This is a genomic window from Moritella sp. 24 (assembly GCF_018219155.1).
Classification (GTDB): Bacteria; Pseudomonadota; Gammaproteobacteria; order Enterobacterales; family Moritellaceae; genus Moritella.
Window position 1 is genome coordinate 563,662 of the sequence record NZ_CP056123.1, and the last position, 24,140, is coordinate 587,801.

Annotated in this window: 19 protein-coding genes and 8 tRNA genes; 24 read left to right on the forward strand and 3 right to left on the reverse strand. The window is 41.0% G+C overall.

Going from position 1 to position 24,140, the window contains the following annotated elements:
- Positions 1–19 precede the first annotated feature (19 nt).
- Both HWV00_RS02590 and HWV00_RS02595 read right to left on the reverse strand, forming a co-directional pair.
- Positions 20–835 carry an alpha/beta fold hydrolase gene (locus tag HWV00_RS02590; protein WP_211684570.1) on the reverse strand — a complete coding sequence of 272 codons (816 nt, stop codon included), beginning with the start codon at positions 833–835 and terminating at the stop codon, positions 20–22.
- Positions 801–1,826 carry a M14 family zinc carboxypeptidase gene (locus HWV00_RS02595; RefSeq protein ID WP_211684571.1) on the reverse strand — a complete coding sequence of 342 codons (1,026 nt, stop codon included), beginning with the start codon at positions 1,824–1,826 and terminating at the stop codon, positions 801–803. Before HWV00_RS02595 ends, HWV00_RS02590 begins: the two co-directional genes overlap by 35 nt.
- 157 nt (positions 1,827–1,983) lie before the next feature.
- Between HWV00_RS02595 and nhaA the strand changes: the two genes are divergently transcribed.
- Positions 1,984–3,195, forward strand: coding sequence for a Na+/H+ antiporter NhaA (gene nhaA / locus HWV00_RS02600; RefSeq protein WP_211684572.1), 1,212 nt, complete (start codon positions 1,984–1,986; stop codon positions 3,193–3,195).
- Between the two features lie 94 nt (positions 3,196–3,289).
- Here the strand turns inward: nhaA and rpsT are convergent, their stop codons facing one another.
- Positions 3,290–3,550, reverse strand: coding sequence for a 30S ribosomal protein S20 (gene rpsT / locus HWV00_RS02605; protein WP_211684573.1), 261 nt, complete (start codon positions 3,548–3,550; stop codon positions 3,290–3,292).
- Positions 3,551–3,749: 199 nt separating this feature from the next.
- On the opposite strand from rpsT, the gene murJ reads away from it, so the two are divergent.
- The 23 genes from murJ to HWV00_RS02720 all read left to right on the forward strand — a co-directional run bounded on the left by murJ (position 3,750) and on the right by HWV00_RS02720 (position 24,096).
- Positions 3,750–5,309, forward strand: a complete 1,560-nt coding sequence (gene murJ / locus HWV00_RS02610) for a murein biosynthesis integral membrane protein MurJ (RefSeq protein ID WP_211684574.1) — start codon at positions 3,750–3,752, stop codon at positions 5,307–5,309.
- A gap of 73 nt (positions 5,310–5,382) precedes the next feature.
- Positions 5,383–6,315 carry a bifunctional riboflavin kinase/FAD synthetase gene (ribF, locus tag HWV00_RS02615; RefSeq protein ID WP_211684575.1) on the forward strand — a complete coding sequence of 311 codons (933 nt, stop codon included), beginning with the start codon at positions 5,383–5,385 and terminating at the stop codon, positions 6,313–6,315.
- Between the two features lie 60 nt (positions 6,316–6,375).
- Positions 6,376–9,195, forward strand: coding sequence for an isoleucine--tRNA ligase (gene ileS, locus HWV00_RS02620; RefSeq protein WP_211684576.1), 2,820 nt, complete (start codon positions 6,376–6,378; stop codon positions 9,193–9,195).
- Between the two features lie 234 nt (positions 9,196–9,429).
- Positions 9,430–9,942, forward strand: coding sequence for a signal peptidase II (lspA, locus tag HWV00_RS02625; protein ID WP_211684577.1), 513 nt, complete (start codon positions 9,430–9,432; stop codon positions 9,940–9,942).
- Positions 9,932–10,378, forward strand: coding sequence for an FKBP-type peptidyl-prolyl cis-trans isomerase (gene fkpB, locus HWV00_RS02630; protein ID WP_211684578.1), 447 nt, complete (start codon positions 9,932–9,934; stop codon positions 10,376–10,378). Before lspA ends, fkpB begins: the two co-directional genes overlap by 11 nt.
- A gap of 12 nt (positions 10,379–10,390) precedes the next feature.
- On the forward strand, positions 10,391–11,335 hold the full coding sequence (gene ispH / locus HWV00_RS02635; RefSeq protein WP_211686292.1) for a 4-hydroxy-3-methylbut-2-enyl diphosphate reductase: 945 nt from the start codon (positions 10,391–10,393) through the stop codon (positions 11,333–11,335).
- A 245-nt stretch (positions 11,336–11,580) separates the two neighbouring features.
- Positions 11,581–12,024 carry a prepilin-type N-terminal cleavage/methylation domain-containing protein gene (locus HWV00_RS02640; protein ID WP_211684579.1) on the forward strand — a complete coding sequence of 148 codons (444 nt, stop codon included), beginning with the start codon at positions 11,581–11,583 and terminating at the stop codon, positions 12,022–12,024.
- A complete protein-coding gene (locus HWV00_RS02645) occupies positions 12,021–12,998 on the forward strand; it encodes a PilW family protein (protein WP_211684580.1) in 978 nt (325 codons plus the stop codon). Before HWV00_RS02640 ends, HWV00_RS02645 begins: the two co-directional genes overlap by 4 nt.
- Positions 12,995–13,435, forward strand: coding sequence for a hypothetical protein (locus HWV00_RS02650; protein ID WP_211684581.1), 441 nt, complete (start codon positions 12,995–12,997; stop codon positions 13,433–13,435). The genes HWV00_RS02645 and HWV00_RS02650 overlap by 4 nt, the downstream gene beginning before the upstream one ends.
- Before the next feature lie 9 nt (positions 13,436–13,444).
- Entirely contained in the window at positions 13,445–17,356 is a 3,912-nt protein-coding gene (locus HWV00_RS02655; RefSeq protein WP_211684582.1) for a pilus assembly protein, read from the forward strand.
- A complete protein-coding gene (locus HWV00_RS02660; RefSeq protein ID WP_211684583.1) occupies positions 17,356–17,784 on the forward strand; it encodes a type IV pilin protein in 429 nt (142 codons plus the stop codon). The genes HWV00_RS02655 and HWV00_RS02660 overlap by 1 nt, the downstream gene beginning before the upstream one ends.
- A 116-nt stretch (positions 17,785–17,900) precedes the next feature.
- Positions 17,901–18,239 (forward strand): nitrogen regulatory protein P-II, encoded by a 339-nt coding sequence (gene glnB, locus HWV00_RS02665; RefSeq protein ID WP_006033375.1) that lies wholly within the window; start codon positions 17,901–17,903, stop codon positions 18,237–18,239.
- Positions 18,240–18,488: 249 nt separating this feature from the next.
- Positions 18,489–21,110, forward strand: coding sequence for an alanine--tRNA ligase (alaS, locus tag HWV00_RS02670; RefSeq protein ID WP_211684584.1), 2,622 nt, complete (start codon positions 18,489–18,491; stop codon positions 21,108–21,110).
- Positions 21,111–21,246: 136 nt separating this feature from the next.
- The gene (locus tag HWV00_RS02675) at positions 21,247–22,470 is read left to right on the forward strand and encodes an aspartate kinase (RefSeq protein ID WP_211684585.1); all 1,224 of its coding nucleotides are present in this window, start codon (positions 21,247–21,249) and stop codon (positions 22,468–22,470) included.
- 120 nt (positions 22,471–22,590) lie between these two features.
- Complete coding sequence (gene csrA / locus HWV00_RS02680) at positions 22,591–22,782, forward strand: carbon storage regulator CsrA (protein ID WP_006033372.1); 192 nt, start codon at positions 22,591–22,593, stop codon at positions 22,780–22,782.
- A gap of 201 nt (positions 22,783–22,983) precedes the next feature.
- Positions 22,984–23,075, forward strand: a tRNA-Ser gene (locus tag HWV00_RS02685).
- Between the two features lie 86 nt (positions 23,076–23,161).
- Positions 23,162–23,238 (forward strand) — tRNA-Arg (locus HWV00_RS02690).
- Positions 23,239–23,327: 89 nt separating this feature from the next.
- Positions 23,328–23,404 (forward strand) — tRNA-Arg (locus tag HWV00_RS02695).
- A 48-nt stretch (positions 23,405–23,452) separates the two neighbouring features.
- A tRNA-Arg gene (locus HWV00_RS02700) sits at positions 23,453–23,529 on the forward strand.
- 69 nt (positions 23,530–23,598) lie between these two features.
- A tRNA-Arg gene (locus HWV00_RS02705) sits at positions 23,599–23,675 on the forward strand.
- Positions 23,676–23,751: 76 nt separating this feature from the next.
- Positions 23,752–23,828 (forward strand) — tRNA-Arg (locus HWV00_RS02710).
- Positions 23,829–23,852: 24 nt separating this feature from the next.
- Positions 23,853–23,929: transfer RNA gene (locus HWV00_RS02715), tRNA-Arg, on the forward strand.
- Between the two features lie 75 nt (positions 23,930–24,004).
- Positions 24,005–24,096: transfer RNA gene (locus HWV00_RS02720), tRNA-Ser, on the forward strand.
- Positions 24,097–24,140: the final 44 nt, after the last annotated feature.

A 24,140-nucleotide genomic window follows, 5' to 3' on the forward strand; every position in this document is an offset into this window, starting at 1 on the left:
TTGGATGACTGTTTTAAATTTATTTTGTGATCCAACTCGCTATTTTTTGGCAAACCCACAGACCGTCATCGAGGGGTAAATCATGACCTGCGGTAGGATGATATTGGATAGGACAGTGCCATTGTGTTGCGATGGTACTGCTGCAACGTACATCAACTAACTGATCATGCTTACTTGCAAGTAATAAAATATGTTCGATTGGTGGCTGTGGAGGGGGATTAAAACGACTGGCCGCATACAGTTGGCGCAGTGCATTTTTACGGCTTACAGGTTGTTGTATTGCATAGTGCTGCCAGCGTCGAGCTAATGCGTGATTATGGTGTTGAGTATGGCTGGTCATGTTTAAAATGAGTTGTTCTTGCTGTAAAGATTCTCTGCATAATATCTGTAGGAGTGTGGTTATTTTATTCGGTTTTAGACGATGATGAATCGGACTGAATTGTTTGAAGCTGGTATTAATAAAAACCATGTGTTCAATTTCGTTGGGGAAATGTTTAGCCCACTCAGTCGCGATCATGCCTCCCATTGAAATACCCAATAAACGGATTGGATAAACTACATCGGGGTTTTGTAATCTAAATGTGTCCCTGAGTTGTAAGGTGATATCGGTGATAGAGAGCGGTGTTAATTGCTGCCATTCATCGCCAGTACCCGGAATATCGCAACAGAGCACCTGACTGTTAAGTTGTTGAGCAAGTTGTATTGGGAAGTCCTCCCAGTGCCGTTTTTGACGACAGAGACCGCGTATTAATAACCAGATAGATGCTGACTTGTCATTGCTTGTTGGTGACTGCATCGAGTTATTCGGTATACCAGAGAGAGGTTGCATCGGCATGATTACGTTCCTTGTTGAGTTGGGGTAACCAATGGTGATAGGACCCTGTTACTTTGATTAAAAACTCCATGAGTACATGGTGCTGTCGCAATACTCGTTTAATACGGTGGGGCTGAATAGGGTGAAAGATCCCGGTGGACTTGAATATTTGCATCGGGTTCTTTTTTATCCAAGTCCATGAGCCCATTTCTAATGTTAATGGTAAGAAAGTTGTATCTAGTTTAAGGGATTGGTCGTACATATGATCCCATAAATCACCGTGCGTCATATAATTACGAGCTTGCGGTTCAAACACATAATCTTGATGAGGATAGGTTTCGGTGAGCATTTTTCGCAGCTTGAATATCTCGGCCAAGTGAGGAATTGGCTGTTTTGATTTGGCATAGGGAAACCAAATCTGATTATCAAAACCAAAGCCGGAGTGACAATCTAATGCAATACTAAATGGTGCCGTTAATAATTGTTGGTTGATATGTTCGACTAAGACACGGGATTCATCTTGCATGGCTTTGCCTTTTTTTCCGCGATACCAAGGCAATATATTACTCATGCGTTGACCGCCAACCAACCAAGGTACATTTCCAACAGCATCGACGGGTGCATTTCGCATTAAGTCGACACCGTTACCGTTGGCGCGACTATTGTTAAGCATACCAATTGGATTCATTAATGGCAGGAACAGCAGTTTTACTTGGCTGAGTTCTTGATGCAGTGATTGGTCCCATTTTAGTCGACGAATAAGACTTTCAAATAAGGCAAGGATGACTTGAGTGCCTATGCGTTCAACGCCGTGAATCCCTCCGATAAAGGCGATGACAGGCGCGTTTGGATCTTCAGCCCCCATGCTAATTGAATACACCGGATAGCTCGATTTTTTATAAGGCACACGCGTTAATATCTGATGGCGTAAGTGCTTACCGCCGAGTGCTATCAATTTTTCTAGCTGAACTAATTCTGGTAATAATTGCTGATGCTGGTTTTTTAATGACATTAACGGTTACCTAAATAAGATGAACGAAACGATTAATGCATACCAATATAGCGAAATTAAAAAAATTAAAGGTTAAACCTTTGTGAAGTTTCTATACTAGTTCGATGCTTTTGATTATTTATTGAATATAAATACCTGATATAGCAAGGAGATTAATTTGTATAAATCCTTAACGAAATTCTTACGCACTGAATCAGCTGGTGGCGTATTACTTATTATTGCTGCAGCCCTCGCGATGATTATCGCTAATTCTCCCTTTTCAGAACTCTATCTGGGATTTCTACACACCGAAATACAAGTACGTGTTGCTGATATTGATATTAATAAATCATTTAGCCATTGGATTAACGATGGTTTGATGGCGGTATTCTTTTTATTGATTGGTCTAGAAGTAAAGCAAGAGCTGGTGGAGGGGGCGTTAGCAAGTCGAAAAAAATCACTGTTTCCTATTATTGCAGCTGTCGGAGGTATGTTCGCGCCTGCTCTGGTGTACTTAACCTTTAATAGTGCTGATCCTGAAGCGGTAAAAGGTTGGGCTATTCCAGCAGCAACGGATATCGCATTTGCATTAGGTGTGCTGTCGTTATTAGGCAAGCGGGTGCCACTTAATCTTAAGGTATTCTTACTGGCGTTGGCTATCATGGATGATTTAGGCGTTATTATTATTATTGCGCTGTTTTATACCGCAGATATGTCGATACTCTCATTGAGTTTAGCTTGTGCTTGTATCAGTGTTTTATGGTTAATGCATCGATATAATGTAATGCGGTTAACGCCTTATTTAATCGTTGGCGGTTTATTGTGGGTTGCTGTGCTTAAATCTGGTGTGCATGCGACGCTAGCTGGCGTGGTTATTGGTTTTGCTATTCCGATGTATCGTAAAGACAATAAAAATGATGTTGAAAATCCTCACTCTCCCGCAAAGACGCTCGCGGATTGGCTACACCCTTGGACTAAATACTATATCTTACCTTTGTTTGCATTTGCGAATGCTGGCGTATCGTTAACTAATATTCAACTTTCAGATATGACCTCAGCGTTACCCATTGGTGTTGCTTTAGGTTTATTCATTGGTAAACCACTCGGTATTTTTACGATTAGTTGGCTTGCGGTGAAACTAAAAATTGCGACACTCCCGGAAGGGATTAATTTTAAGCAGATTTTCGCTGTGTCTGTGTTATGTGGAATTGGTTTTACTATGTCGATGTTTATTACGTCGCTTGCCTTTACGGATCCGGGCATGGCTGATTTGGCGCGTTTAGGTATATTGATGGGGTCAACGTTGGCTGCGGTGATTGGTTATTATCTACTTGCTTGTGCAACGGCTGTTAGCGATGAGGTTAAAATTGAAAGGGAACTACATGAATAGAGTCGATTTAGTGTAATTTACAGCAAAACAGTCTTTTTTAGATATAAAAAAACCAGCCTAGGCTGGTTTTTTCATTATCGTATTAAAGCAATAATTAAAGTGCTTTGATCTTCGCAGAAAGACGGCTCTTAACGCGAGCAGCTTTGTTTGCGTGGATCAGGCCTTTACAAGCCATACGATCAAGAATCGGTTGTGCAGCAACAAATGCAGCAGTCGCTTCTTCTTTGTTACCAGCAGCGATAGCTACGATAACTTTCTTTGTAAGTGTACGCATCATTGAACGACGTGAAGCGTTATGTTGACGACGTTTTTCAGATTGGATCGCGCGTTTTTTAGCAGACTTGATATTAGCCAAGGTCCTACTCCTAAATGTCTAAAGACGTTAATTTTATAAAGGCGAGGAATATGCCTTGCCTAACGAAATTTGTCAATATTTTTGTGTAAATAACAGGCAAAATATTGGCAACTAACTGCAATGACAGTTAAGATGTGGGACATATTTTAGCAGCAAATGCGCCCGACGAACAGGGTTTGATTGACATAAAAGGTATTTCTTGAGTAATAAATTAATAAAATCTGGCCTTATAGTCAGTTCAATGACCATGATCTCGCGTATTTTAGGTTTAGTTCGAGATGTTATTGTTGCAAATCTAATGGGCGCGGGTGCCGCAGCGGATGTTTTCTTCTTTGCCAATAAAATCCCTAATTTTTTACGCCGTCTTTTCGCTGAAGGTGCATTTGCACAAGCTTTTGTGCCAGTTCTGACCGAATATCAACAAACTGGTGATAAACAAAAGATACGACAATTGATCGCATCTGTATCCGGAACCTTGGGTGTACTCGTGACAATTGTTACCTTATTCGGGGTAATTGGCTCACCATTAATTACTATTCTCTTTGGTGCTGGTTGGTTTGTTGATTGGCTTAATGATGGACCCGATGCCCACAAGTTTGAACTTGCTTCATTTATGCTAAAAATAACTTTTCCTTATTTGTGGTTTATTACTTTTACCGCATTATCTGGTGCAATTTTGAACACTTTGGGTAAGTTCGCGGTTGCAGCCTTTACGCCTGTGTTTTTAAATATCGCGATTATTGGCGCTGCATTGTTCATTGCACCGACTTTAGAACAGCCTGAAGTTGGTCTTGCCATTGGTGTATTTATAGGCGGTGCAATTCAGTTTTTATTCCAGATTCCATTTTTAGCAAAACAAAAAATGTTAGTGAAACCACGTTGGGGTTGGCGAGATCCAGGCGTGACGAAAATTCGTAAATTAATGATACCGGCCATGTTTGGTGTATCAGTAAGCCAAATCAATCTATTGTTCGATACATTTATAGCCAGTTTCTTAATGACGGGGTCGATCAGTTGGTTGTATTACTCCGACCGTTTACTTGAATTTCCCCTTGGCTTATTCGGTATTGCGATCGCGACGGTTATTTTACCTGCTTTATCTCGTACTCATTCTGCTAATTCAGATCGCCAGTTTAAGCAAACGATGGATTGGGGGGTAAGAGTCGTGCTATTGCTGGGTATACCCGCGATGATGGGCATGATTGTACTTGCAAGCCCAATGCTTAAAGTGTTGTTTATGCGTGGTGAATTTGGTGCTGACGATGTATCAATGGCGTCGATGAGTTTAATGGCTTATGGCTCCGGCTTGCTGAGTTTCATGCTGATTAAAGTGCTTGCACCGGGCTATTATGCACGTCAAGACACGCGCACACCGGTTAAATTCGGTATTGTCGCGATGATCAGTAATATGGGCTTTAATATTGTGCTTGCTATTCCATTCGGTTATGTGGGCCTTGCGCTGGCGACGGCAGGTTCTGCGACATTAAATGCAGGCTTATTATACTGGGGCTTACATAAAGAAGGTGTATATAAGGTAAATAGCGATACGGGTATTGTGATTACTAAACTATTCTTATCTGCAGGTTTGATGGCCGGATTGGTGCAATACGCTAAACCCGATATGCAGCAATGGTATGCTTGGGGTCTATTAGATAGTAGTTTGTGCCTATTCGGATTAATCGGATTGGCTGCAATAAGCTATTTTATGGCTTTATTGGTGTTTGGTTTACGCCCTCGACATTTTAAAATTACCGACTGAGTACAAATTGTTGCTGACCCTGTGCGTTGACTAAGATATAATTTGTCGTTTTAGTGGAATAGTTGGCAAAAACATGGAGCTGATTCGAGGCATTCACAATCTGAAGCCCCACCATCAAGGGTGCGTTTTAACTATTGGTAACTTTGATGGGGTTCATCGAGGGCACCAGTCGGTATTACGGCAGTTGATCGAAAAAGCGAGTCAGTTGAATTTACCTGCAACGGTAATGACGTTTGAGCCGCAACCACTAGAGATGATCATTGGCGATAAAGCACCTGCGCGGTTAACTCGATTACGTGATAAATACGTTGCGTTAAAAGATCAAAATATTGATCAACTATTATGTGTTAATTTTAATGCTAAGTTTGCTGCGCTTTCTGCCGAAGATTTTATTACGCAGTTATTAGTGAAAAAGCTGGGTGTTAAATATTTAGTTGTCGGTGATGATTTCCGTTTTGGCCATAAACGCGCAGGTGACTTTGCAATGCTGCAAGCTGCTGGTGCTAAATATGGCTTTGATGTTGTGAGCATGGATACGTTTAGTGTTGCAGAAGCTCGTGTTAGTAGCACCATGATCCGCAACGCATTAGCACAAGATAAACTTGATTTAGCGACTGAATTATTAGGCCGACCATTTAGCATTTTTGGTAAGGTTTCTCACGGTGCTAAATTAGGTCGTACGATAGGATTTCCAACCGCAAATATACCACTTAAACGCTGCGTAGACCCAATCAATGGTGTTTATGTCGTTGAAGTGTTTGGTATCAAAGATACTGCGGTACAGGGTGTTGCCAATATAGGTAAACGTCCTACAGTGGGTGGCGTACGTACACAGCTGGAAGTAAATTTATTTGATTTTGATGGCGACCTTTACGGTAAACAGTTAGAGGTTGTACTGAAAAGAAAATTACGCGGTGAAGAAAAATTTGCATCTTTCGATGTACTTCGTCAGCAAATAGAAAGAGATGTCATTGCAGCCAAGAATTATTTTGGCCTGTCAGTTTAATTTTAAATCATACCCATTACATTACGTAATAAGTATAAGACAATAACGGAATTAGGATACATGAGCGAATATAAAAAAACGCTGAACCTGCCAAAAACTGGCTTCGCAATGCGCGCTAACTTAGCGAACCGCGAACCAAATATGTTGAAGCAGTGGACTACTGATGATTTATACGGAAAAATCCGTGCCGCTAAGAAAGGTAAAAAAACCTTTATTCTGCATGATGGTCCTCCTTATGCGAATGGTAACATTCACATTGGTCACTCAGTTAATAAGATCCTGAAAGACGTTATTATTAAAGCGAAAGGCTTGTCTGGCTTTGATGCACCTTATATCCCAGGTTGGGATTGTCACGGTCTACCAATTGAATTAATGGTAGAAAAGAAAGTGGGCAAACCAGGCCGTAAAGTTACAGCTGCACAGTTCCGTGAAGAATGTCGTAAATATGCGACAAAACAAGTTAACGGTCAACGTGAAGACTTCATCCGTCTTGGCGTATTAGGCGATTGGCAGAATCCGTACCTAACAATGGATTTCAGCACTGAAGCAAACATTATCCGTGCTTTAGGTAAAATCGTTGAAAACGGTCACTTACAAAAAGGTTCTAAACCTGTTCATTGGTGTACAGACTGTGGTTCAGCACTAGCTGAAGCAGAAGTTGAATACGAAGATAAGAAATCACCAGCTATCTACGTACGTTTCACTGCGCAAGATCAAGCAGCTGTTAAAGCTGTATTCGGTAGTGATGTTGAAGGTTTAGTTTCAACAGTTATCTGGACTACAACACCTTGGACATTACCTGCTAACCGCGCGGTTGCATTAGCTGAAAGAGTTGAATACTCATTAGTTAACATGGTAACTGAAACTGGTTCACAACAGTTAATCCTAGCGACAGACCTAGTTGAAACTTGCATGGCTGCATTTGCACCTGAAAGCTTCGCAACATTAGGTACTTGTACTGGCGCTGCACTAGAAAACTTACGCTTTAACCACCCATTCTACGATTTCGATGTTCCAGCTATCTTAGCTGATCACGTAACGACTGAAGCGGGTACGGGTGTTGTTCATACTGCACCGGGTCACGGTCAAGAAGATTACGTGGCTGGTCTACGTTATAACCTAGAAATTGCAAATCCTGTTGGTAACAACGGTGTTTACCTTGAAGATACGCCTTTATTTGCTGGCCAACATGTATTTAAAGCAAATGATAGCGTACTTGAAGTACTGACTGAAAAAGGTGCGTTACTAAACCACCAAGTGCTAAAACACAGCTACCCACATTGCTGGCGCCACAAGACGCCAATTATTTTCCGTGCTACACCACAATGGTTTATCAGCATGGAGCAGAATGGTCTGCGTAACGCTGCAATGAAAGAAATTAAAGATGTGCAATGGGTTCCTTCTTGGGGTCAAGAGCGTATCGAAAGCATGGTAACGAACCGTCCTGACTGGTGTATTTCTCGTCAGCGTACTTGGGGCGTGCCGATTTCTTTATTCGTGCATAACGAAACACAAGAACCGCATCCGCGTTCTGCTGAACTAATGCAAGATGTTGCTAACTTAGTTGAACAGAAAGGCATCCAAGCATGGTGGGATCTTGATTCTGCTGACTTACTTGGTGATGATGCTGTTAACTACACGAAAGCACCTGACACATTAGATGTATGGTTCGATTCGGGTTCAACACACTTTTCAGTTGTTGATGCACGTAAAGAATACGACGGCGCAGATATCGATCTTTACCTTGAAGGTTCTGATCAACACCGTGGTTGGTTCCAATCATCATTGATGATCTCAACGGCTATTCATGGCAAAGCACCTTATAAAGACGTACTAACACACGGCTTCGTTGTTGATGCGAAAGGTCGTAAGATGTCTAAATCTATCGGTAACGTAATGGCACCACAAGATGTAATGAATCGTCTTGGTGGTGATATTCTTCGCTGGTGGGTTGCAAGTACTGATTACACGGGTGAAATGACAGTATCTGATGAGATCTTAGATCGCAGTGCTGACGCTTACCGTCGTATCCGTAATACAGCTCGTTTCTTACTGTCTAACCTTGAAGGTTTCAACCCTGAAACTGATATCGTTGCAGCAGAAGACATGGTTGCATTAGATCAATGGGCTGTGGGTCGTGCACACGCACTACAAACTGAAATCTTAGCGGATTATGAAAACTACCAAATGCAGAATGTAACGCAAAAGCTAATGACATTCTGTTCAATTGAAATGGGTAGTTTCTACTTAGACATCATTAAAGATCGTCAATACACTGCAAAATCAGACGGTATTGCACGTCGTAGCTGTCAAACTGCGATGTTCCATATCTTAGAAGCAATGGTTCGTTGGACTGCTCCTATCTTAAGCTTTACAGCGTTTGAAATCTGGAATGCAATGCCTGGTGAACGTTCTGAGTATGTATTTACTGAAGAATGGTACACAGGTTTAACACCACTTGCTGATGATACTGAGCTAAACAACGCTTACTGGAGCAAGCTACAAGCTGTTCGTAGTGAAGTAAACAAAACTGTAGAACTAGCACGTAACAACGCTGTTGTTGGTGGTTCTCTACAAGCTGACGTTACTTTATATGCGAATGCTGAACTTGCAGCTGACCTTGATAAGCTAGGTAACGAGTTACGTTTCTTACTACTAACATCAAACACGAAAGTTGTTGCTGTTACAGATGCGCCTGAAGGCGTTGAAGCAAGCACAATCGAGGGTTTATGGATTAGCGTTGCTAAGAGTGAAGCTGAGAAGTGTGAGCGTTGCTGGCACCATAACGACACTGTAGGTAAGTCTGAGACGCACCCTACTATTTGTGGTCGTTGTGAAGACAACATCGATGGCGAAGGCGAAAAACGTCAATTTGCTTAATCACGATTGTGTTAATAACGCAGTTTGAGTAAAGAAGGGTAATTGCAATTAAGTTGTAATTATCATTCACATAGAATGCCTACTGTATGCTGTTCATCTGAATATGCATAAACACAGTAGGCATTTTTTTATGGATTAATGCTTAACCAGTGTGACTAAAATGATATGATTGATAACAATCTATTCGTCGCATTGTATTTTCGTCATCAAGCTAACGTATCGCAGAGGGTAATAATGACCGTAGGCACAAAGAAGAGAACAGGATTAATCTGGCTATGGCTAGCTGTTGTCGCATTTTTCATTGATTTAGGCACCAAGTCTTTTGTGGTAAGCCATTTTCAGCTGGGCGAATCAGTGAATGTATTGCCTGTGTTTAATTTTACTTATGCACGTAACTATGGCGCAGCATTCAGTATGCTTGCAGATGCGGGTGGCTGGCAACGCTGGTTCTTTGGCGTGATTGCCGTATCAGTGTCTGGTTTATTGATTTATTGGTTAAAGCAGCAAGCAGCCAATAAATATTGGAGCAATATTGCTTATGCCCTTATCTTAGGTGGTGCGCTAGGCAATTTATATGATCGTATTATTCACGGCTATGTAATTGATTTTCTACATGTGTATTGGGATACAAGCCATTTCCCTATTTTTAATTTAGCAGATACTTGGATCTGTATTGGCGCAGCGATGTTAATCATAGAAGCCATTATGGAAAGTAAAAATGACAAGGAATCATCAAATGACAGTTAACGTAGCAACAATTGGTAATGAAAGCCAAGTACTCATGCATTTCACTATTACTTTAGCAGATGGCTCTGTTGCAGATAGTACTGAATTACAAGGAAAACCTGCCAAGTTAGTGATTGGTGATGGCAGTTTAACACCCAATTTTGAAAACTGTTTATTAGGGTTAACGGTTGGTGATAAAAATAAGTTCGAACTGCAACCAGAAGATGCGTTCGGACAGCCTAACCCTGATAATATTTACTATTTAGACCGCGCTAAGTTTACGGAAGTGAAAGCCGAAGTTGGCTTGATTGTTGGTTTTACTCAGCCTGATGGCGCTGAATTACCGGGCATGATCCGTGAAGTGATTGGCGATTCGGTTACTGTTGACTTTAATCATCCGTTAGCTGGACAAGTAGTAACGTTTGAAGTTGAAATTTTAGAAATTAATGCAGAATAAATAAGGTTTATGATGGAAATTTTACTCGCTAATCCTCGTGGCTTTTGTGCAGGTGTTGATCGTGCTATTAGCATTGTTGAACGTGCGCTTGAGTTGTTTGAAACCCCTGTCTATGTACGTCATGAAGTAGTACATAACCGTTATGTGGTGGATGGCTTAAAAGAGAACGGTGCTATTTTTGTCGAAGAACTTGATGAAGTGCCAGACGGTCGTGTTGTTATCTTTAGTGCACACGGTGTATCTAAAGCAGTGCAAGCTGAAGCAAAACGTCGTGACTTGAAAGTATTTGATGCGACTTGTCCATTAGTGACGAAGGTACACATGGAAGTAACACGCGCAAGTCGTCGTGGTATTGAATGTGTATTAATTGGTCATAAAGGACATCCTGAAGTTGAAGGCACTATGGGCCAGTATGATAATGCCGATGGTGGTATGTATCTGGTTGAGTCGATTGCTGATGTAGCGGTATTAGAAGTTAAAGATGTAACAAACCTAACTTATAGCTCGCAGACTACATTATCGGTAGACGACTGCTCAGGTATCATTGATGCATTACGTGAGCGCTTCCCTGAAATTAAGGGACCACGTAAAGATGATATTTGTTATGCAACACAGAATCGTCAAGATGCAGTATCTAAATTAGCGAATATGGCTGACATTATGTTTGTTGTAGGCTCTAAGAACTCATCGAATTCAAATCGTTTACGTGAAAAGTCTGAAAATATCGGTGTACCTTCTTATTTGATTGATAATGCGGGAGATATTGATCCTAAATTATTGGAAGGTAAACTGAAAATTGGTGTTACTGCTGGTGCATCAGCACCAAAGATCTTAATCGATCAAGTGGTAGAGAAACTACAAGCGTGTGGTGGAACATTGGTGACTGAAGTAGAAGGTCGCCCAGAAAACACAACATTTGAAGTACCTGCTGAATTACGTATCAAACAAGTCGATTAAACATCATCGTTAAAGTAGCTCGTTTAGTCATTGACTAGACGAGCTATATTAACCCGACGAACGCTCTCCTATTACTCTCTTGCTACAAACTTGCTATTTCTTCATATCTCGTACCTTTTATAACTTCTATCATGTGAATGTTTAATCTAATTTAAGGCTGTCTTCACAGAATGAAATACCGCTGTGTTTACATAAAATAAACATTTGTGTAACATGTGTGTACAAGTTATTTAAGTGAGTTAGTTATGAAATCTAGAAAGGATTCTGGATTCAGTCTCATTGAAGTGATGATCACATCATTCATACTTGCCGTAGGCCTACTTGGTATTGTGGCATTGCAAGGGATTGCGAAGAAATCATTAGCAGATACAGACAAGCAAATTGAAGCTTCATTTCTTGCGCGCACGGCGTTGCAAGAAATGCGGGCGGATACGAGCTGGCTATCAGCTCCCACCTTAGCGGCCCAAGATGTACTCATCGACGCGATTATTGCTAACTCTATCGATTTTGCTTCTCGCAGTAATCTGGATTTATGTCGTCACGTGGCAGGAAACGTCACCATTGCAGTCAGTTGGCAAATTCAGAACGCGACTATTACAGCGCCTGCTGGTAATGATGCTGGATGTGGATTAGTTATTGATAACCGTCGACAAGTGATCTTTACGAGCTTAATAACGGAGGCTATATGACCGCTAAGCAAGCTGGCTTTAATTTGATTGAGCTGATGATTGCCCTTGTTGTTGGTATTGTTCTGATGGCGTCTATCACCACGATGTTTGTAGATACTAAAGTATCAGCGAACCGTTCCTCTACTGTATCTAACCTACAACAACAGGCGCAGCTAGCCTTGCAAGTACTCGTTGATGATGTACGGAGTATAGGCAGTTGGGCTGAATTTTCAGGTGAGGATCTTGCTGATATTCAAGTCCCTAATATTGCCGGAGTAAATTGCAGTATCGTACCTGCTGTTGGGGCGGTGAATGCTGGTAACGCACATATCCCTGTGACTGCTAACTGGATTCTTAGTTCAAGTGTTGTTGGTGTTGGTAATGTGAATGTTGCGAATGCTTGTCTTGCTCCTGGCTACACTATTTCTGGTGGTAGTGATGTTGTTTCAATCGCACGAGTTAGAGGCTTGATAACAGCGGTAAGTGATATTAATTCGGATAGTTACTATGTCGCCATTGCCCCTCAGCAAGCGCAGTTATTTGAAGGACGAGCACCTAACGGGGCAACTAATATAGACAATGTCGAAATTTATCCCTATGTCCAGCACACCTACATTGTAGAGTCACATGCTATTGATGGTCCGCGGTTAAGCCGATTTAGCTTTACTGATGGTGATTTTATTACCGATATGGTGGTTGGTAATATAGAGCAGATCCGTATTGATTTCGGTGTTGATAATAATGAAGATGGCCGAGCTGATAATTATAATATGAGTGCTAACATCACGGAGCAGATGTGGAGAATGAATCAAATCGTTTCTGCGCGTATTTATGTTCTTGCGCGCGCGAAAAATAAAGATATGACGTTTAATAATGACGCAGCCTATAACGTCAGATTTTTGCCTTTTACTCCAACTAATAATGATAATTATCGCCGTTTTTTATTAGCAACAACAGTGGTAATTAAGAATAACATGATGGCGGTGACACAATGAAAAATCAGCAAGGCGTTACTTTATTTATCGTGATAATCATATTGGTGGTTGCGACGTCTCTCGCCGCTGCTGTTATTACTGAAACACGATTAGGGCAGCACTCGATTGGTTTGACGAAAGAAAAACTCGCCAATGAGCAGGACATCTTAAGTGGTGTAGAAAGTATTGTTAGTGATGCTGGGTTAGTGGGCGTCATTATGGGAATGAGTGCTGATAGCGATATTAGCCTGTCTGCATATTCGTTTAATACCAACGCAAGAATGACACTACGTGGTGAAGGTTACTGTAAGCGCAGTGGTACAGCCTCTAGCATTAATTTAATTCAATGTCGGCATGTCAGGATCGACTTTAATCAACAAGACAATACACGACGTGTACAAGGGAATAGTATGACGTCGGGTATTGAACAGCCATTTTTAGCGGCTAAAAATAATTAGGGATAGGCAATGAAAAGGATTTTCAAACAAGCCAGTATTATTCTAGCAGGGGCAATGGCATTACAGGTTGGAGCTGATGAAGGTGAGATTTATTCCGTCAGCTTAAATGGGAAACCTCAAGTACTTATTATTTTAGATACTTCAGCACACATGAAAGAGGAAGCTGACTTCCCTTATCCTAAATATTACGATCCGCATATTGCTTACCCTCCGACGCCAGATACCAATGCTGAAGATATCATTTACCGCTGGCTCTATGGTGGAGAGCAATTTTATTATAATAATAGCACGAAGGCTAAAGCGCTTGAGCATAGTGAATTACGTCGTATTGCTGAAAAAGCGGTTGATACATATGCTGGTGGTGCGGCGTTAACAGGGGATGAGCAAGTAAAGTATGATACTTTTGTTACGACTATTCCGACTCGAGGAAGTAGTAGTAAACTCGATTTTTCTAAAATGAATTGTTATTCAGCCGTCGCAGACTTCCAAGGTGATCTTGGTGCTTATCAAGACTATGTTGCTCAGTGGTTACCTGGAAAAATTGTGCTTGGTGATGGAGTTGTTGGGATCCCGTATGAATGGCGCACAATTGGCAGTAAAAGCAGTATTGGGCGAAAGTTTGTTGATTGTGATCAAGATATAGCGACGGGTGAAGACCGAAATCCTGGTTACGAACATAGCGGTGTCATTAAGGCTGAAGAAGTTAATGAAGATGGCGAATCAGATGATGGTTCAGCTGATGGCTATGTTGAAAACCCAAAGAGAAAAGGTTTTCCATCTAATGGTCCGGAGTATTACTGGAATGTCTATGAGGATAAAGCGCAAGGACGATTTAATGGTGATAGCAATAATAAAGCATATTTGTATTCGGATAATTTAGTTAAATGGGCTGCGTTAAAGCCAACGAGTGGCACGACAATCCAACTATCTAATTTACAGATAGCCAAAAAAGTTGTGCTAGATATGATGCTTGATACGAAAGAGATTAATACAGGGCTGGAAATTTTCAATCCGAATAACTCTATTACTAAACTCGATATTTTAAGTAATAACGGTGGGCGAATTATTTCTAAGGTCAGCTCTTATGACCCTGATGATTACGATGCCGCGACGAATGATTATGTAAATAAAAAAAAGTTGCTAAAAAGTCAGGTGCAAGACATTTTTACGACGAGTATGTCCAAATCCGCTTTATGTGAAAGCTTGTATGAAGGGTACCGGTATTTATATGGTCAAGATGTTTGGTATGGAGATGACGTATTAATCGATCCAAAACCAAAGGCTGATAAAACGGCTGAAAGTGGTGGTACTTACATTAGCCCTATGGATTGGGTAAATAGCTGCCAAACAGAAGCGTATATTATCATGGTTACTGCGGGGTATCATGATGTTAGCCCACGCATCGCTGATATTGTTCCTTGTGGTGGTATTTTTAATGACTTAATTCGAATTGATGCATTTGATCATGATAGTAAGGCAAATGAATTAATTGAAAAACTGCCGGGAATGACTGCCCAAAATATTAAAGATAGAGCGGTACAAGTGAATAGTGCAGATACTACCTGCGATAAAAACTTACTCCCCGTACTTTCTGGTTGGTTAGCAGAAAATGACATAAATAAAAAGACGACAGATGTGAAAGAACGCATTGTTACTTACACCGTAGGTATTGGTAATCTTGATGCTGGGCGTCGTAATTTGTTAGAAAAAACAGCCGAGTATGGTGATGGGCAATTTTATAATGCGTTGGATGCAAATGAATTACGTCAGAAACTGGAAATGGCGTTTGCTGATATTATTGCCAGACAAAATGGTGTTGCATCATCTGTCGGTACCTCTATTAACAGCAGTAATGCAAGCAAGAGTAACGAATTTGTTTATTACTCAATGTTCCAACCTAATCAAACAAGTAAGTGGCAGGGGAACCTGCGTAAACTGAAAGTAACGGGTGATGGTGTGCTAAGTGCGTGGACGCAAGCGGCCAGTGATGCTGCATCAACAGAGTCTGCGATCGCTCCGGCCTTGAAAGATGATAACACTTCTTTTTTTAATGATAACTTGTACTCAGGTTGGAGCTCACAGCAGGGCTTAAATGATATTGAAAAAGGAGGTGTTGTTGAAGCATTTTCGAATCTACCATCAACCGCGGTTCGCCAGATTTACATGACTAATGCCGATAACACCGCACTGCTAACCTTAGATAAAGATAACTTGAAGAGTGCTTTATTAGTGACAAGCGATGCTGATTTAGCAAGTAAACTTGGCGTATCTGAGGCGAATTTAGATTCCGCTATTAGTTGGTTACAAGGGAAGAATGAAGCGGGTGAGTACCGTGATGATATTTTTGGTGACCCTATGCATGCAGAACCTTTAATTGTCGAGTTCCCGGATTCTGAAAATGTAAATACACTAGAAAAATCCCGTATATTTATTGGTACAAATGCCGGTTTTTTTCATGCATTTAAAGACAATGGCCGTAGCGTTGAAGAAGAATGGGCATTTATACCGAAAGAAAATCTGGCTACTGCACTCAAGTTAAACCTACAAGTCACCAAAGCCGAAAATCGTATTTATGGCATTGACGGTAGTGCTGTCGATGCGAGTTATATCGATAGTGCTGGTAATCTTAAACACCTTATTACCTTTGGTTTACGTCGTGGTGGTAATCAATACTTTTCGCTAAGTGTCGACCTTGATAGTACAACGGTAAATACCACCAAACCAGCGCTTAATTGGGTGATTAATACTGACAACAATAGCTATTCAACATTGGGTCAGACTTGGTCTACACCTGTGGTCAGTAAAATATTCAGAGGCAATATCGCGACAAACGATAAACCAGTATTAATTTTTGGTGGTGGTTATGATGCCAAGAAAGATGATTGTGGTGCAAATAATAGTACCAAGACTTGTGCTGATACAATGGGACGTGGTGTTTATATTGTCGACGCTGATACAGGTTCTTTAATTAAATCATTTGAAAATGGTATTAGCGACAGTATTGCCAGTCGTTTAGCGGTTATGGACAGCGATGGTGATCGTTATGCCGATCGCATTTATGCACCTGATACAGCGGGTAATATTTACCGTATTGATATGCCAAAGATATTTGATGCAGATAAAAACAAGTTCATTATGGAAACCAGTCAATGGCAATTGTTTAAGCTAGCGAGTCTTGGTGGTTTGGGGAGTAATGACCGACGATTCTTTAGTGCGCCATCCATTGTTAGAGCAAGAGATATTGATGGTGCCTCTTATGATGGACTGCTGTTAGGCAGTGGTGATATTACCAGTCCTAATTCAAACATTATCACGCAGAATTCTTTCTTTACGATTAAGGATAGCAATATCTATCCTGAAGTTTGGGGTGAGGGGGATGGAGAAAAACCGATACCGTCAGCAATCACAATCGCGAATTTATCTGTGATTAAATATAGCAGCCTTTCAGGAACCGATACACTCGCGGGGGTTGTCGATGACGCTACACTTGCGGGATGGCGTTATGAATTAAATCAAGCGGATGCTGTCGATGGTTCGAGCCAAGGGGGCGAAAAATCTCTTGGTAGCGCCGTGGTGATAAATGGTGTTGTTCACTTTAATACCTACACTCCTTTTGCTAAAGGCTATGTGATCGAAAATGGCCAATGTGTGATTAACCAATCGGGTAATAGTCATTACTATCAAGTTAATTTAAATACAGGTACAACAAAGTATTATCAAAAACTGCCGAACGTTATTGCTAAAGATTTGGCTGTTCATGCAGCATCAAGTAATGGCGCATCTGTATTACGCTTATTAGGTGCGGGCAAAGGCGATAGCAAGACTGTTGAGGGGGTCACGTTCAATAAAGGGACTGTAGATACAAATATGCTGTTAGAGCCGAGCTCAACCTACCGTTACTTTAATGAGGCAGCACAATAATGAATTATAAAAACACAGGGTTTACGCTCGTTGAATTAATGATCGTCGTTGCGATTGTTGGTATTTTAGCTGGTATTGGTTATCCCTCTTATCGTGCTTACATTATTGATAACAATCGCAATGATGCTAAAACGGCATTATATAAAGCGCAGTTACTACAAGAGCAGTTCTATTTAGATAATGGCCAATATGCGACTTCATTAACTAACGGTGCGTCAAATACATTGTCAGGCTGGAGTGATAATTCTGACTATTACAGTTTTAGTATTGATCAGACTCTTGGCAGCAGTAAATATAAGATAACCGCTAAAACTCAAACATCAAGTGTGCAAATTTCAGATACAGATTGTGTTGCTTTTAGCATTGATAATTTTGGGACTACGACATCGATGAATAGTGCAAATACAGTGACAACGGGTTGTTGGTGATTTTTAATAAAGTGATAAGCTTAGCTATTTCATCGATTTAATTACTTGTCTGATTGGCAATTTAGATTTGCTTATGTATGCTAATAGTTATATTTAAGGGCTAACAGGGACTGAACATGAAAAAAATTGAAGCGATTATTAAACCGTTTAAGCTGGATGATGTACGTGAAGCTCTTGCAGAAATTGGCATTACAGGCATGACAGTATCTGAAGTGAAAGGTTTTGGCCGTCAAAAAGGTCATACTGAACTTTATCGTGGTGCTGAATATATGGTGGACTTTTTACCTAAAGTAAAACTCGATCTTATTGTGCAAGACGATGATGTTGATGCATGTATTGACTCTATCGTAGAAACAGCGCACACGGGCAAAATCGGCGATGGTAAGATTTTTGTTACTGCTGTTGAGCGCGTTATTCGTATTCGTACAGGCGAAGAAAACGAAGAAGCTATTTGATCATTATTAGCGAAATTAACCGTTAATATCGTCACGATTTCTACAAGACACCGAGCATTTATGTTCGGTGTCTTTTTTTTATCTGAATACGCTTGAATGTTCGCGTTATAACCGTACATAAATAGCGCGTCGAGGGCTTCTCTGAGTTAGCATTTTGACGCAGTTTGGGTATAATCACTTCATTAACAGATCCGTTTATATTATTTAATCTAAACAATCGCTCATAATTCAAGCACCCAGGACAATTACATGACAATGTCTACAGCTGAGATCCGCAACGCGTTTCTTGATTATTTTGCCGGTAAAGGGCACAACAAAGGCACAAGTAGCTCACTTGTTCCTGCTAATGATCCAACTTTGTTATTCACAAACGCGGGCATGAACCAATTTAAAGACGTATTCCTAGGTGCAGAACAACGTTCATACACTCGTGCAACAACGTCTCAACGCTGTGTACGTGCTGGTGGTAAACACAATGATCTAGATAACGTAGGTTATACAGCTCGCCACCATACATTCTTTGAAATGTTAGGTAACTTCAGCTTTGGTGATTACTTTAAAGAAGATGCGATCTTATTTGCATGGGAATTCTTAACTGAAGTATTGGGATTACCAAAAGAAAAATTACTGGTTACTGTGTATGAAAGTGATGATGAAGCATTTTCATTCTGGGCTAATAAAGTAGGCGTGCCAGAAGATAAGATTATTCGCATTGGTGACAAGTCTCCAGAGAAGAAGTTTGAATCAGATAACTTTTGGTCAATGGGTGATACAGGTCCATGTGGTCCATGTTCTGAAATTTTTTATGATCACGGCGAAGACATTTGGGGTGGCGTACCGGGTTCTCCTGAAGAAGACGGCGATCGCTTCATTGAGATCTGGAACTTAGTATTCATGCAGTTCAACCGTCAAGCTGACGGCACAATGGAAGAGTTACCAAAACCATCTGTGGATACAGGTATGGGCCTTGAGCGTATTTCTGCAATTATGCAAAATGTACACTCAAACTACGAAATCGATATTTTCCAAAGCTTAATCAAGCACGTTGCAGAACTTATCGGTACGACAGATTTAGAAAACAAATCACTACGCGTAATTGCCGATCACATTCGTGCATGTAGCTTCCTGATCTCTGACGGTGTTATGCCATCAAATGAAGGCCGTGGTTATGTACTACGTCGTATTATCCGTCGTGCAGTGCGTCACGGTAATAAGCTAGGTGCTAAAGGCCCATTCTTCAACAAACTTGTTGCTAAGATGGTTGAGCTAATGGGCGATATTTCTGACGATTTAGTAAAACAACAAGCGATTGTTGAAAAAATATTACTTATCGAAGAAGAGCAATTTGGTAAAACATTAGAACGTGGTCTGAACATTCTAGACAACGAATTGTCACAATTAGACGGCACAGTGGTTCCGGGTGATGTGGTATTCAAACTTTACGACACCTATGGTTTCCCATCAGATCTAACGGCTGACATCGCGCGTGAGCGTGAGTTAACAATTGATGAAGATGGCTTTAAAGCTGCGATGGAAGAACAGCGTAATCGTGCTCGCCAAGGTTCTAACTTTGGTACTGATTACAACGAAATGCTAAAAATTGATGCTGATACTGAATTCTTAGGTTATCAAACGCTAACATCTGATGCACAAATTGTTGCTTTAGTAAGAGACAACGCTGAAGTTGAAATCTTAAATGACGGTCAAGAAGGCGCTATTGTATTAAACAAAACGCCATTCTACGCGGAAGCGGGTGGTCAATCTGGCGACCAAGGTATCATTAAAGTAGGCGATGCTGTATTTACGGTTACAGATACTAAGAAAGTAGGTAACGCAACGGTTCATTTCGGTACTATCTCTGGTGTTATCGAAGTAAATAACCACGTTATTGCCGATGTTGACGTTAATCGTCGTAAGGCTATTGGCCTTAATCACTCTGTAACTCACTTAGCACACGCAGCTTTACGCAAAGTTGTTGGTGAAAATGTACAGCAGAAAGGTTCACTAGTATTACCAGAACGTTTACGTTTTGATTTCTCACACTTTGAAGGCGTAACAGCAGCACAATTGCTTGAAGTTGAACGTCTGGTTAACGCACAAATTCGTGCTAACCACGAAGTTGTAACTGAAGTAATGGACATTGATGCAGCGCGTGAAGCGGGTGCAATGGCGTTATTTGGTGAGAAGTACGATGATGAAGTACGTGTAGTACGTATGGGTGACTTCTCTATCGAGCTATGTGGTGGTACGCATGTTAAGCGTACTGGTGATATTGGTTTCTTCAAAATCTTGTCTGAGAGCGGCATTGCTGCGGGCGTACGTCGTGTTGAAGCTGTGACGGGTGATTCTGCATTAGCATATGTTCACGATCTTGTTGCTAAAATGCAAGAAACTGCAAGCTTAGTGAAAGCAGACCAAAATACAGTGACGGCAAAAGTGACGCAAGTTCTTGAGCGTAACCGTAGCCTAGAAAAAGAAGTTGAGAAGTTAAATGCACAAGTAGCCAGTGCTGCAAATGCTAACTTGATCGACCAGGTGCAAGTGATTAACGGTGTTAAAGTACTTGTTGCTAACCTAAAAGGTGCAGATCCTAAGTCGTTACGTAGTTCGATGGATGAGCTGAAGAACAAACTGCAAAGCGGTGTTATTGTTCTTGGTATTCCAGGTGAAGGCAAAGTTAACCTGATCACGGGTGTAACTAAAGATTTAATCGGTAAAGTAAAAGCCGGTGAATTAGTAAGCTACCTTGCTGTCCAAGTAGGTGGTAAAGGTGGCGGTCGTCCTGATATGGCGCAAGCGGGTGGTTCAAATCCTGAAGCATTACCTGCAGCACTAGAATCAGTAACACCTTGGTTAACTGAAAAACTATAAATCAGTATATTAGTGAGTAATTGATCATTGCTCACTAAGTTTAAATAAACAGTGTTATGGCAAGAGGCAGACAATCCTGTTTCTTGTTCTAAGCACAGGCGGTGATAAATTTAAAGGTTATTAAGGGAAGTTTGTTGTGGCGTTGTATGTACAAAAATATGGTGGCACTTCCGTTGGCTCAATTGAGCGAATAGAAGCAGTTGCTCAGCGAGTGAAAAAATCTCGTGAAAAGGGAAATCAAATAGTTGTGGTTGTGTCAGCAATGTCAGGGGAAACGAATCGTTTACTTGGCATGGCTAAAGAGCTCGATGAGCACGCAGATCGCAGAGAAATGGATGTATTAGTTTCAACTGGTGAACAAGTTACTATTGCATTGTTAACCATTGCCCTGCAAAAAGCAGGTGTCGATGCGATATCAATGACGGGTGATCAAGTTCAAATGAAAACCGATAACAGCCATGGTAAGGCTCGCATCAAAACCGTTGAAACAGACAACTTACAACGTCATCTAGATGAAGGTAAAGTGGTCGTAGTCGCAGGTTTCCAAGGTCGTGATGAAGATAATAATATCACGACGTTAGGACGCGGTGGCTCGGATACTACCGCAGTTGCAATTGCAGCTGTACTGAAAGCTGATGAATGTCAGATTTATACTGACGTTAATGGCGTCTATACCACCGACCCTCGGGTTGAACCGCGCGCACGGAAATTAGATTGCATCACTTTTGAAGAGATGCTTGAAATGGCGAGCTTAGGTGCCAAAGTATTACAAATTCGTTCAGTCGAGTTTGCAGGGAAATACAATGTACCTTTACGTGTACTATCTTCATTTGAAGAGGGTGAAGGGACATTGATTACTTACGAGGACGTAAAAAAAATGGAATCAGCAATCATATCTGGCATTGCGTTTAATCGCGATGAAGCAAGTTTAACAATATCAGGTATCCCTGATGAACCTTTAGTCGCAGCTAATATCCTAACGCCAATTGGTGATGCAGGTATTGATGTTGACGTTATCGTCCAAAATGCACACGGCAAAGATGGCCTTGTTGATTTTACCTTTACTGTTCATCGTGATGATTACCAAGCAGCAAAAGCGCTATTGGTAAAGACATGCGAAGAATTATCTGGAAAAGATGTGCAAGGTAACGATCGTATTGCTAAAATTTCTATTGTAGGTGTCGGTATGTGGAATCATCCAGGTGTCGCTAAAACAATGTTTGAAGTTTTAGGCAATGAAGGAATCAACATGCAGTTGATTTCAACCTCTGAAATTAAGATCTCAGTTATCGTCGACGAAAAGTATTTAGAGCTTGGCGTTCGTGCGTTGCACGCTGCATTCAACTTAGATGTGGCTTAAACTGAGTGAATTAACAACAAATTAGGTCTTAATCATTCTTTTCTTGTTTTACATTGAAGCTTTTAATAGAATAATAAGCGGCTTAACAAAAATATAATAAATTAGTTGAGGAATAAATTAATGCTAATATTGACGCGCCGTGTTGGCGAAACACTTATGATCGGTGATGAAGTTACAGTTACTGTATTAGGTGTTAAAGGTAATCAAGTTCGTATCGGTGTTAATGCGCCTAAAGAAGTATCTGTTCACCGTGAAGAGATCTACATGCGAATTCAAGCAGAAAAAGGCGAAAGCCCTGAAGGCAACTTCTAAATTAGAATAATAAAATTATTACAGATTGGGTTTAGCGTTGGCTAAGCCCTTTTTTTATCTGTTTTTTGACAAAATTGGGACGTTTATCCCATTTTTGCTGCAATAGTAGTTTTGTTGTTTGAAACTTAAACAGTTGCTAGAGTGCTGTTAATTAATATTTGACTTATTTTTCAGTATCCGTATTATGAGCGCCAACAACACGGAGAGGTGGCCGAGTGGCCGAAGGCGCTCCCCTGCTAAGGGAGTATGGGCTTTAAATCCCATCGAGGGTTCGAATCCCTCCCTCTCCGCCATTGTTGTCCTAATATCTATCACATGTTGTAAAATGTGTTATAGTGTTTTGGTCGGCTTTTTGGACGTTGTAAGAAATAGTTGTTGTGCGGATGTAGCTCAGCTGGATAGAGTACCTGGCTACGAACCAGGCGGTCGGAGGTTCGAATCCTCCCATCCGCACCATTATTTCGATTAGAATTAATTCTAAGTAATTAGTAGAAGTTGAAAACACTTAATCTAGTTATAAAAATTATACGTTAGACCAAATATGTGCGGATGTAGCTCAGCTGGATAGAGTACCTGGCTACGAACCAGGCGGTCGGAGGTTCGAATCCTCCCATCCGCACCATTGGTTTTAACACAACGTTTGCTCGGCAAACAACAGAATAAATTATGTGCGGATGTAGCTCAGCTGGATAGAGTACCTGGCTACGAACCAGGCGGTCGGAGGTTCGAATCCTCCCATCCGCACCATTTATTCAAATCACCTAGAGATTTAAAACTAGACGTTGTAGAACGTAAACCTAACAGAACAAATTATGTGCGGATGTAGCTCAGCTGGATAGAGTACCTGGCTACGAACCAGGCGGTCGGAGGTTCGAATCCTCCCATCCGCACCATTTGTTCAAAACGATTAATTTTTATGGTTTAATTCGTTAAACGGTAAAATACAACAAGTTCTTAAAATAGAAATGTGCGGATGTAGCTCAGCTGGATAGAGTACCTGGCTACGAACCAGGCGGTCGGAGGTTCGAATCCTCCCATCCGCACCATCTATTTTATAATATAAATTTTGTGCGGATGTAGCTCAGCTGGATAGAGTACCTGGCTACGAACCAGGCGGTCGGAGGTTCGAATCCTCCCATCCGCACCATTTATTATATTATTATGAATTTTCCGATGTAAGTCTTTACATTGTCGATGTTTTTCATAATAATAGGGTTTGTGTGGAGAGGTGGCCGAGTGGCCGAAGGCGCTCCCCTGCTAAGGGAGTATGGGCTTTAAATCCCATCGAGGGTTCGAATCCCTCCCTCTCCGCCATTAAATAAATAAACCGCTTAATAGCGGTTTTTTTATGCCTAAAA

Bases quoted from the DNA above. Each gene is read 5' to 3' on its own strand.
- HWV00_RS02595 (WP_211684571.1), bottom strand. From the start codon at position 1,826: ATGTCATTAAAAAACCAGCATCAGCAATTATTACCAGAATTAGTTCAG.
- ileS (WP_211684576.1), top strand. From the start codon at position 6,376: ATGAGCGAATATAAAAAAACGCTGAACCTGCCAAAAACTGGCTTCGCA.
- HWV00_RS02655 (WP_211684582.1), top strand. From the start codon at position 13,445: ATGAAAAGGATTTTCAAACAAGCCAGTATTATTCTAGCAGGGGCAATG.
- HWV00_RS02590 (WP_211684570.1), bottom strand. From the start codon at position 835: ATGCCGATGCAACCTCTCTCTGGTATACCGAATAACTCGATGCAGTCA.
- ribF (WP_211684575.1), top strand. From the start codon at position 5,383: ATGGAGCTGATTCGAGGCATTCACAATCTGAAGCCCCACCATCAAGGG.
- ispH (WP_211686292.1), top strand. From the start codon at position 10,391: ATGGAAATTTTACTCGCTAATCCTCGTGGCTTTTGTGCAGGTGTTGAT.
- HWV00_RS02645 (WP_211684580.1), top strand. From the start codon at position 12,021: ATGACCGCTAAGCAAGCTGGCTTTAATTTGATTGAGCTGATGATTGCC.
- HWV00_RS02650 (WP_211684581.1), top strand. From the start codon at position 12,995: ATGAAAAATCAGCAAGGCGTTACTTTATTTATCGTGATAATCATATTG.
- fkpB (WP_211684578.1), top strand. From the start codon at position 9,932: ATGACAGTTAACGTAGCAACAATTGGTAATGAAAGCCAAGTACTCATG.
- lspA (WP_211684577.1), top strand. From the start codon at position 9,430: ATGACCGTAGGCACAAAGAAGAGAACAGGATTAATCTGGCTATGGCTA.
- csrA (WP_006033372.1), top strand. From the start codon at position 22,591: ATGCTAATATTGACGCGCCGTGTTGGCGAAACACTTATGATCGGTGAT.
- alaS (WP_211684584.1), top strand. From the start codon at position 18,489: ATGACAATGTCTACAGCTGAGATCCGCAACGCGTTTCTTGATTATTTT.
- HWV00_RS02660 (WP_211684583.1), top strand. From the start codon at position 17,356: ATGAATTATAAAAACACAGGGTTTACGCTCGTTGAATTAATGATCGTC.
- glnB (WP_006033375.1), top strand. From the start codon at position 17,901: ATGAAAAAAATTGAAGCGATTATTAAACCGTTTAAGCTGGATGATGTA.
- HWV00_RS02640 (WP_211684579.1), top strand. From the start codon at position 11,581: ATGAAATCTAGAAAGGATTCTGGATTCAGTCTCATTGAAGTGATGATC.